Below are 9,708 nucleotides of genomic sequence, written 5' to 3'. Positions count from 1 at the left end.
CGCGCCGGCAAACTGGCTATCAAACACCCAAAGAGCTTTTCTCTGCTGCTTCCGCCGGTTAAGTTAAATCCATAAAATATGAATATTAATGAAAATACTGATTTAATAGGATTTATCGTGTGGCTAATTTGTTCTTGCAATTTGGGGTTAAAACTGTGACTTGCTGTAGTTCAATCGATAATGGAAAGCAAGCACACTGTGTGGCGGGTAAGTTCTAATTTTAATGTTCACTAAACAGTGTTGATGAGAACATTATTTCATGAATTAGGTCAAACGTTTTAGCTGACTCAGTTAGGATTAACGGACAGTGGTTGATGATTCGTAGTTTCAAAGCTGATTATATGCGCATAAAAATATCGATAAAATAGTTTTTTGACTATTTTATCGATATTTTTGTATTTTAATTATCACTAGCTTTGACGGCTAAACAAGTAACCTTTGAATGTGCAAACGTTGCCTGCTGGAATGGAGACGCCAGTGGACCAGATGTGCCGATAGTTCTTAATGGCGGGTTAGGCCATTTAGAACTATGCGTGGCTGGCGAGATCCATTTTTCCGTCCGCTTTTGATTTTATCTAGGAAAAATTAGCTCGCCAACGCGCCACTGTCGCTCGTTCTTAACAACACTACCTACAATTATCTCAATTAGCACTTATTCGCTAAGCAGTGCTTGCTTCCCGTTGTCGATTGAACTATGGCAAAAATCGCCAAGTTCAAGTCGCACTCGTTCCGTCCACTGGCGACGCAATGGAAGCTAACTAACTCTGTAGTATTTTACTTACGGCGCGGTTTCGTTTTCTAATCAGTGACTTGTTCGATCCGGAAAGCTACGATTTGCTTGATCAATTTTACCGGCAAAGGCTGCCCGTACGGAAACTGAATCGTCCCCTTACTCGTCGGGTAGGCCTGCAACTGATCAGCGAAAGCGACGATCGGATCCGGTGTGGGGTAAAAGCCTAGATGCTGCTTCGCTGGAGCAAAATAAACCAGCACTCGACCATTTTGTTTAATGGCCGGCATGTTGTAGGCGATGGTCTCAGTTGCTTGCGGCGCCGCGTCGTGCAGCAGTTCGCGCATAATTTGGGCCACTTCTAGCTGCATTGGGGCTAAAGTTGCGATATAGTCGTCAATTGTTTTCATGAGCCGCCTCATTTCAGTTAGTTTTTAGCGCTCAGTCCAGCCGAAGTCGCGGCAAAATTTTAGCCAGCGGCGGAATGAGTAGAAAATACAAGACTAAATTACCAAAAGCATGAAAAGTATCGAAGTACAGGCCGGCAATATAGTAAGCAACAAACTGCGGCCAACCGCCTAGTAGTGGGTATTGACCAAGGCTAACAAAAAAGCCATAAAGGTAACCCATCAATAAACTAAAAATTGCTTGTAGCCATAAATGTTGCCGCAAAAAAGACCAATGACCGACGAGCCACGTTAGGCCGACCACGACTAAGTACGCAAAAATTTGTGGAACGGTCCAAATACCGAAACCAAGCAGTATGTTGGAAATTAGAATCGATAAAATCGCAATGTAACCACCAGTAACAAAGCCGAAACTCAAGGTCATAAAAATAATAATATCGGTTACCGGCTGAATATTCGGCAAGAATTGAAACAGGTAACGACCAACGACACATAGCGCAGTCACCAATGAGATCATTGCGATGTAACGCGGGGTATAGCGTGGTTTACTTGCTGGCATTTAGCGTGAAGCTAACCTTGTCGTTGGCTTTTAGATAAGTTTGCGCGGCGCCTTTGGGAGCTTGCTTGCCATTTATTTTGTACATCCAGTATTTCTGAGTCTTAGTATTTTGTTTATGGCCGTTGATCGCCGTGATCATACCGTCGTCGTCTTTGACTTTATAAGTTTTTTTCATGACTTTCATCAAGGTCGTTTTGCTAGTCGTAGTGACCTTTTTCTGACTGATTTTTTTATGATCAACTGTCAGTGTGATCTGGGCCTTAACCGTTTTGGCTTGCGCGGCAACTGGCTGGGCACCGACACCAAGTAGACCGACGCTTAACGTAAAGATAGTCGTGATTTTAACTAGTTTTTGCAAAATAAATCCCTCCAATGCTAATAGTATACCAGTGAATTAGCTGACCAAGAATAAAAAATTGGTGTGATCCATGTTAAAATTAATGAGTGCGCAGTAAAAAATACGCCGTCTTTTGGATACAACCAAATTTTTTGTATTTGGGTAAGCCACACTAAAAAGGAGCACGATCATGCAATTAGTTGATGCGCATACGCACGCGGAAGAACAAAGCTATATTCGCTTATTGAAGCGAGAAAAAGTTTACGCCACCGTTAATTGTGCCACCCCAGCTGAATTTGCCCGTAATCAAGCCTGGGTGGGCCATAGTAGCCGGTTACAGCTAAGTGCCGGCATTCACCCGTGGCAGGTGGATCAGGTCACCTGGGCTGAAATGGCGCCGATTTTAGCGCAGGTACCGGTGATCGGTGAAATTGGATTAGATAATGTATGGACCAAAAACAACCCACAACTGCAGCAACAAATTTTCACCAAACAATTGGCCTATGCCGAACAAGCGCATAAGCCAGTGATCATCCATACTAAAGGCTTGGAGCGAGAAACGCTACGAATTTTGAAGACATATTTCAATACTTATTTATTGCACTGGTATTCTAGTACCGAATACATTGAAGATTATTTAGCGTTGGGCTGTTATTTTAGTATTGGCCCCTCATTTGCCACCGAGGAAAGTGTCCATTATTTACTGAATACAGTACCTTTGGACAAGGTATTACTGGAATCTGACGGCATGGACAGCATCGCTTGGGCGCTAAATCAAGAATTGCCGCTAAGCGCCTACCCGCAGATCATGAACGCCGGTATTCAGGCGCTATCACAGGTACACCATATGGCCCCCGCAGCAATTGCGGCTCAGTTAGTGACTAATTTGCAGCGGTTTTGGGCGGGCGATGGCGCAAGCTAGTCGCGAATACTTCTAAAGTTTTTGGTTATGATGACTAATTTAAAAATCCCAGTAATTGTTAGGTCAACTAAAACTAACAATTACTGGGATTACTGTTTAGTTAAAAAATTCGTATCGTTTAGGCAAATTCTACTTTTAGCTTTTTACCCATTGCATGGGCAATTGCAGCTAATTTTTCAAATGAAACATTATCGCCGCGCTCAATTTTAGCAATAGTTGCTTGTGTCGTTTTGGCACGTTCCGCTAATTCGGCTTGGGTTAAACCGGCTTCTTCACGGGCTTTATATAAAGCAATCGCGGTATCTAGTTTTTCTCCTTCAGCTTGAAAGTTAGCTGCAAATTCAGGATCTTTTAATTCTTTTTGAATCAAGTCATCAATTTTCATTTTCAAGCCATTCCTTTCTACTCCACAATATTGAATAATTTATTAGCCTAATACGCTAATAAATTTTGTTGTTACGGACGATGACCATTCAACTACGGTGAAAACCACCTAGTTGAAACATGGCTCGTAATGCTAATGCGTGCGTTATTTCCGTTGTCGGTGTTTTTTGCGTTTTTTTTGTGAAGCCGTGTGTTATAACGTAGCGATTGGATTGAACATGGAAATATAGGGCACGTTGAATATTGGAGCCCAACTTGCTGCGCAGCTCATAAAGGTTAACATCTATTTTCTTAACCCACTGTAATCGTTGTGCCACCAGTAATCCTTGTTCCTCGGTTTTATCAATGGTTCTAAGTAATTTTGCACTATCTTTTTTAGGCAAAGTTCTTAACCATTCAATAAATTCATCGTGACCGTTGGACCTTTTGTAGGACTCAAAAGTTAATCTTTTCATACATGAATTATATTGTATAATTCATATATTGTCAATTATACGAATTATAAAACGCACAATCATTGTGTTAGCGCTATCTAACCGTTAAAATAAAGTTACATGAGTCAAGTTGTAACTTTTGTGAGTAGGGGTGAAGTACATGTTGAAAATTGGCGTACTTGGGCTAGGTAATATTGCCCAGAAAGCTTATTTACCAGTGATGGCGCAGTTGCAGGATCAAGTTGATTGGGTGTTGTGTACCCGCAATGTTGCGAAACTAAAGCATTTACAGCAACAATTTGGTTTCCAGCACACCGCGGCTGATCTCGATGCGTTATTGGCGTTAAAACCAGCGGCGATCTTCATTCACACGCCGACACCGACGCACGCCGCGTACATTGAAAAATGTTTACGTGCTGGGGTCCATGTTTATGTTGATAAGCCAGTGAGCGATAACGTCGCTGAAGTAAAGCGCCTGTATCAATTGGCGGCCCAACAAGGTTTGTTGTTGACGGCGGGCTTTAATCGGCGGTTTGCGCCGTTGAATGCAAAGTTACAGCAACGCCAACCGGCTGAAACGGTGATCGCCCAGAAAAATCGTGTCGCTACTTTGCAGCCAGTACCGTTTGTTATTTTTGATTTAATGCCGCATGTGATCGATACGGCGCTATTTTTACTGGGACAGACGCCGACCCATTACCATTATCGAGTGTTGGCCCAGCAAGGAAACTTGCAGCAAGCTAGTGTCGTGATGGAAACACCGACAGCAACGGCCTATGCGCTGCTCAATATGCAGGCCGGCGCCAACAGCGAAACTGGCGAGCTGCAAAATCCGCAGGGTATCGCGCAGGTCACCGATTTAGCGACGTATACGTTGCAGGTAAACGGCGTGACCACACAGGAACAATTCCCCGATTGGACACCAAATTTAGAGCGGCGCGGATTTGCACCATTGATTCGGCATTTTATCGCTGCGATCCAAGGCAAGCAAGCGAACCCAGTTAGCCCGGCATCCAGTATTTTGACCCATCAAGTTTGCCAGAATCTATTGGCCTACGCGCAAAAGAACGAGCTAACCAAAGCATGATATTAAACTAAAAATCTGAACACCTTTTGGAACACGTTCTTAAAAAGGAGGCTGCTAAATGAATGAATTACTGGCGTTATACGCCGCTACCAAGCAAGCTATTATGCAACGACCACTATCTGTGGAACAAATCAGCACGTTTCGCCGGCAAGTAAAGGAAATCGCTTTGCCGCGTGAAGATAAGCTGGAGCAGGCGCTTGCCGAGTTGATCGATGATAATTTATCATTTCCCCGTTTTCAAATTTTTTATGTGCACAATATCAACAGTGATGGCAGTTTATTATCTTACCCGATCCATCCCACCAATTGGCAAGCCATGGAACCGCAGCAGCGCCAAGCGTTTGAGCGTAATGCCTTCATGTATCAAGGCCAAGCCGTGGATTTGACCACCGCAACTGAATTAATTAAAAAAAGCTAGCCATCAAGTGGCTAGCTTTTTTTGATCAATTTAATCTGCGGACAAGGCATCGATCGGATTTAGCCGTGATGCTTTGCGCGCTGGTAATAAGGCAGCAATAAAGGAGATCACAATAGCTGCGACGACAGTGAAGATCACGTTACCCGGCGTGATTTGGACCATATTGAATTTAACGATTCCGTACAACACATGGTTTAGCCCGAGCATTGCTGCATAAGCCAAAACAAGTGATAATGCAGCCGAGAAGAGGCCGATCAAGACGGATTCAGCAGTGAATAAACGGCGAATATCTTTTTTACGTTCGCCTAGGGCGCGCAAGATCCCGATTTCTTTGGTTCGTTCGGATACCGACATATACATGGTCACGATGATCATCAGTGCAGAAACGATCAGGGAAATACCGGCGATCGCAGCAAGTACGATCGAAGCGATGCTGACATATTGGTTAACTGTGTCGAGAATATCGCCGACTGTGATCGCGCCATAATTATACTTGCCGTTATCTTTCAAGCCACGAATATGGGTCGCTACTGATTTCACTTTGTTGGCGTCCTTAACGTTGACTGAAATAAAGTTGGCCCGGGTGTCAGCTTTGGCGGCACTTAACAAGTGATTCATCGTGCTGTAATTAGTCGCGGCGATCGCGCCAGCTTGACCGCCGTTAGCAAAACCAACCACGGTCAATTCAGCACTGGCTTGAACGGGATGATTATTTTTATCGATCCAAGGAATTGTGACCTTAACTTTTTTACCAAGTAGCTGTTTGTAGGTTTTTTGACTGGTTAAGGCAATGGCCTGCGATTTATCGATCAAGATCTGATCGTTTTTTGGCGCATGACCAGTTTTAACAGTGTCGCTGGCAAAAGCTTTGGTCCAGGTTTGGATATTGGCACTATTTTGGTTTTTATCTTTGTAAGAGAGCGTATAACTACTCAGTTGGTAGCCAGGTTCGACCTGATCGACGCCCTTAACTTTTTCCAAGCGCTGGACTTGTTGCGGCGTGAAAAAAAGCTTGCTGGGGTCACTACTAGATTGGGCCAACTGCTGTTGAAAGGCGGTGTTGCTCATTTTCTTACCAGTTGAGTTTTTCATAACGGTGACTGAGTTTGGATTGATCATTGAATTGATCTGATCCTGAATAAACGCATTGACGCCGTTACCGATACCGCTAAATAGCAATACGGCGAACAGGCCGATCGCCGTGCCCAGCATGATCAACGAATTACGCCAGAAATTGTAGGATAAATGCTGAAAGGCGTTTTTATAGCTGGCACCCGCGGACAGTACTTTAGGTTTGATATCTGGTTGTTCGACCGTTGTGGCAAAAGCCGGCTTCAAACGAGTATCGTCCTCGATCTTACCATCGGCTAAACGGACGATCCGCGTGCCGTAGTTGGCCACGTCCTGCGAGTGGGTGACGGTAATGACTAACTTACCTTCGGCGGCGATGTTTTCTAAAATTTCCAAAACTTCGGTGGTGTTTTTAGAATCTAAGGCACCAGTTGGTTCGTCGGCGATGATCACCCGTGGATTGCTGGCCAAAGCGCGGGCGATGGCGACACGCTGCTTTTGCCCACCAGATAATTGGTTCGGGTGCTTTTTAAGCTGATCACCGAGGCCGACTTGTTTAAGTAAGTCGGTAGCGCGCTCTTTTTTCTGGCGGTTGTTTAGGTTGGTCATATTTAGTGAAACCAACACATTATCTACAATGTTTAAATGACTGATCAGGTTGTAGGATTGGTAAATATAGCCGATGGTGCCGCGGCGATAGTCGTCGAGCTGCTTTTCTTTTTTATGGTCCAATAGTTGACCGTCAGCGCGCACTTCACCGTCAAAGTTACGGTCGAGCCCGCCAATGATATTCATCAGCGTTGATTTACCACCGCCGGATTCGCCTAAAATCGAAACGAATTCACCGAGCTCGAAGTCGAGATCGATCCCGTTTAAAACCGGAAACTCTTCTTTGCCTAAAAAGTAGGACTTATGAATGTTATGTAATTCCAAAAATGCCAAGTTGTTGCCCTCCGACTTTCAATAAATGTTAACCGTCAGCCGCTGCTGATGGGTTAGAACGTAGATTTTAATTCTAATTAAAACGTGCTTAAAAAAACAGATTCTTGCGCCTAGCTACGGGTGTGGACCTTATTGCTAACCCAGGCTAGTGCTCAGAATCTAAGTGCTTTTTTAGGACACTCTAAATATAAATGTTGCTGTAACGGAGTGTATCCGGCCAAGGTGGTGACAATAATCCAACTTTAGGCGGATTGTTTTTTCTGCAGTAACTGGATATAAAAAACGTGCTTGCAAGACCAACGATCAGCTTGCACACACGTTTCTGTTTTTATGCTTTACTTTTTTTCATATTACGGTAACTAACGACATAGCGGCCATTGATTTCTTCCATGATCTTTTGGGTGATATTGCCGCCAACTTCTAACTTGACCAGCGCGCTATTAACGTATTTCTTGGAGATAACGCCAGTGCAGTCGGGAATACCTTGTTCTTTGGTAATGTCGACATGATCGCCGGTGACGAAACGTCGGCTTTGCTCATTCTCTACTGGGGCGGTATTATTAGGTTGTGCCACTTTAATCCTTCTTTCATAATTGACACTGAAACGCATTAGCTTAAGTATAACACTTTTCCAGGTTGTCTTAGTACAGCGACGACTTAAATTTAGGCAGTTGTTATTAATGGAAACGCTTTTAAAATTTAGAAATGGGGTAATCACATGCGACCTATTACACAACAAGTTGTTCTACTGACTGGCGCATCATCGGGAATTGGTGAAGCGACGGCGATTCGGCTGCGCCAACGTGGGTTTATCGTTTATGCAGCAGCGCGGCGAGTAGCACGCATGCAGCATTTAACTGGCTTAGGCGTACATCCTTTAGCTTTAAATGTAACGGATGAAGCGTCTTTAAAAAATGCTGTCCAGCAGATCATGGATCGTGAACAGCGGATCGATATTTTGATCAATAATGCCGGTTTTGGCGAATACGGTGCAGTGGAAGATGTGCCACTAGCTGATGGTCGGCGCCAATTTGAAGTTAATGTTTTCGGCGTGATGCGGCTGATCCAGCTAGTGTTGCCGATCATGCGCCGTCAGCGTTCTGGCCGCATCATCAATACGTCATCGATCGGCGGTAAGATCTATCAGCCGCTGTCAGCGTGGTATATGGGAACCAAGCACGCGCTGGAAGGGATGAGCGATTCACTACGGATGGAAGTTAAGCCATTTGGCATTGATGTGGTTTTGATTGAGCCGGGGATGACTAAAAGCGAGTGGGCTGGGATCGCTAACGGTAAGCTGATGCAAGTATCCGGCAAAGGTGCCTACAAAAATGCTGCCCGCGATATGACGGCATTGTTAAAGCTATTCGCCAAAATTGGGTCAGCGCCGACAGTAATTGCGGATCTGATGGAACGCGCCGCTACTGCTAAGCGCCCGCGCACACGCTATGTCGGCGGTTTTGGTAGCCATGCGTCATTGCTCAGTCGCCGCCTGTTGTCTGATCGACAATTTGACGTTATGATGGCGGTGACACTCGGCCTAAGTTATCAACTGTATCACCATAAAAAACGCAATAACTGACACAAAATAATTACGGTATGTTAACATTATCTTTATAATTATTTGCTATACTACAAGCAAATAAGGCGCGGAAATTTAATTTAGAACACTGTTTAAAATTCTGCAATTAAAGAATGAGGGAAAAGTTTGAGAACACAGAAACTATGGCATGGCTTATTACTGCTAGTACCGCTTGTGGCAGTAGTGATCGCCAGCCTTTTGTTTGTCGGCTGGCATACAGTGCCAACGGAAACATCAGCCCCAGTGGCGCTAGAAAATGGCTGGGATAAATTAACTAAACAGCAACCAGTTGCATTCCAATTGCAAGTGGTTGCGAAGGCACAGCGGCCAATATTGCCCACCGGCTGCGAAATCACGGATGTGGCCATGCTGTTAGAGTTTCGCGGTAAGCCACAAAGCTTGACCCAGATCGCCAATGCGCTTCCGTATACCGATGATCCGGAAACTGGCTTTTGGGGAAACCCATTTAACGATACTGGCTACACGATGTACCCGCCGGCGTGGCGCAGTTATTTTGAAAAACACCTGGGGAGCTTTACTGATCTTTCCAAGCAACCTGTAAGTAGCTTCCGCCGGCAATTAGCGCAGGGTAAGCCGATCGTTGTCTGGGTCGAAATGCATGGCTTCCCAGCGCACGCGATTTTGCTGACTGGCTATTCCGAGGAAACCTTCGTCTACAATGATCCCTATACGGGTAAGTCTAACCGCCGGATCAGTAGTCAACGACTTTGGACTCTAATGGCGTCACAACACTATCGAGCGATGACCTATTAGAAGCGTTAAGCTGTTAGCATTACCCGCAACTCACCAAATAATTCTAGAATCTGACTTAGAG

The 9,708-nt window shown here is 44.7% G+C and carries 12 protein-coding genes; 5 read left to right on the top strand and 7 right to left on the bottom strand.

Annotation, left to right across the window (positions count from 1 at the left end; translation table 11 throughout):
- Positions 1-798 precede the first annotated feature (798 nt).
- Genes EKM76_RS06560 through EKM76_RS06550 form a run of 3 tightly spaced genes read right to left on the bottom strand, consistent with a single transcriptional unit; the run spans position 799 to position 2,054 of the window.
- Positions 799-1,140, bottom strand: a complete 342-nt coding sequence (locus tag EKM76_RS06560) for an iron chaperone (protein ID WP_125549891.1) — start codon at positions 1,138-1,140, stop codon at positions 799-801.
- A gap of 31 nt (positions 1,141-1,171) precedes the next feature.
- Positions 1,172-1,696: an ECF transporter S component gene (locus EKM76_RS06555; RefSeq protein WP_125549890.1), complete on the bottom strand. Its 525-nt coding sequence runs from the start codon at positions 1,694-1,696 to the stop codon at positions 1,172-1,174.
- Positions 1,683-2,054 (bottom strand): DUF4430 domain-containing protein, encoded by a 372-nt coding sequence (locus EKM76_RS06550; RefSeq protein ID WP_125549889.1) that lies wholly within the window; start codon positions 2,052-2,054, stop codon positions 1,683-1,685. The genes EKM76_RS06555 and EKM76_RS06550 overlap by 14 nt, the downstream gene beginning before the upstream one ends.
- Positions 2,055-2,223: 169 nt before the next feature.
- Between EKM76_RS06550 and EKM76_RS06545 the strand changes: the two genes are divergently transcribed.
- On the top strand, positions 2,224-2,955 hold the full coding sequence (locus EKM76_RS06545) for a TatD family hydrolase (protein ID WP_125549888.1): 732 nt from the start codon (positions 2,224-2,226) through the stop codon (positions 2,953-2,955).
- 118 nt (positions 2,956-3,073) lie between these two features.
- Here EKM76_RS06545 and EKM76_RS06540 read toward each other — a convergent pair whose 3' ends face one another.
- Complete coding sequence (locus EKM76_RS06540; RefSeq protein ID WP_125549887.1) at positions 3,074-3,340, bottom strand: helix-turn-helix domain-containing protein; 267 nt, start codon at positions 3,338-3,340, stop codon at positions 3,074-3,076.
- 88 nt (positions 3,341-3,428) lie between these two features.
- Positions 3,429-3,794, bottom strand: coding sequence for a type II toxin-antitoxin system RelE/ParE family toxin (locus EKM76_RS06535; RefSeq protein ID WP_125549886.1), 366 nt, complete (start codon positions 3,792-3,794; stop codon positions 3,429-3,431).
- Positions 3,795-3,933: 139 nt separating this feature from the next.
- Between EKM76_RS06535 and EKM76_RS06530 the strand changes: the two genes are divergently transcribed.
- Together EKM76_RS06530 and EKM76_RS06525 are read left to right on the top strand one after the other, a co-directional pair.
- Complete coding sequence (locus EKM76_RS06530; protein WP_125549885.1) at positions 3,934-4,860, top strand: Gfo/Idh/MocA family protein; 927 nt, start codon at positions 3,934-3,936, stop codon at positions 4,858-4,860.
- Positions 4,861-4,918: 58 nt separating this feature from the next.
- On the top strand, positions 4,919-5,278 hold the full coding sequence (locus EKM76_RS06525) for a hypothetical protein (protein ID WP_125549884.1): 360 nt from the start codon (positions 4,919-4,921) through the stop codon (positions 5,276-5,278).
- Between the two features lie 30 nt (positions 5,279-5,308).
- Here EKM76_RS06525 and EKM76_RS06520 read toward each other — a convergent pair whose 3' ends face one another.
- Both EKM76_RS06520 and EKM76_RS06515 read right to left on the bottom strand, forming a co-directional pair.
- The gene (locus tag EKM76_RS06520; protein ID WP_125549883.1) at positions 5,309-7,291 is read right to left on the bottom strand and encodes an ABC transporter ATP-binding protein/permease; all 1,983 of its coding nucleotides are present in this window, start codon (positions 7,289-7,291) and stop codon (positions 5,309-5,311) included.
- A 328-nt stretch (positions 7,292-7,619) separates the two neighbouring features.
- A complete protein-coding gene (locus EKM76_RS06515; protein ID WP_125549882.1) occupies positions 7,620-7,865 on the bottom strand; it encodes a hypothetical protein in 246 nt (81 codons plus the stop codon).
- 144 nt (positions 7,866-8,009) lie between these two features.
- On the opposite strand from EKM76_RS06515, the gene EKM76_RS06510 reads away from it, so the two are divergent.
- Both EKM76_RS06510 and EKM76_RS06505 read left to right on the top strand, forming a co-directional pair.
- A complete protein-coding gene (locus EKM76_RS06510; protein WP_125549881.1) occupies positions 8,010-8,873 on the top strand; it encodes an oxidoreductase in 864 nt (287 codons plus the stop codon).
- A 126-nt stretch (positions 8,874-8,999) separates the two neighbouring features.
- Complete coding sequence (locus EKM76_RS06505; RefSeq protein WP_125549880.1) at positions 9,000-9,647, top strand: C39 family peptidase; 648 nt, start codon at positions 9,000-9,002, stop codon at positions 9,645-9,647.
- Positions 9,648-9,708 lie beyond the last annotated feature (61 nt).

Source organism: Loigolactobacillus zhaoyuanensis, from assembly GCF_003946385.1.
Lineage (GTDB): Bacteria > Bacillota > Bacilli > Lactobacillales > Lactobacillaceae > Loigolactobacillus > Loigolactobacillus zhaoyuanensis.
The sequence above is the reverse complement of the archived record's forward strand: the minus strand, read 5'-3'. Positions and strand labels throughout refer to the sequence as shown.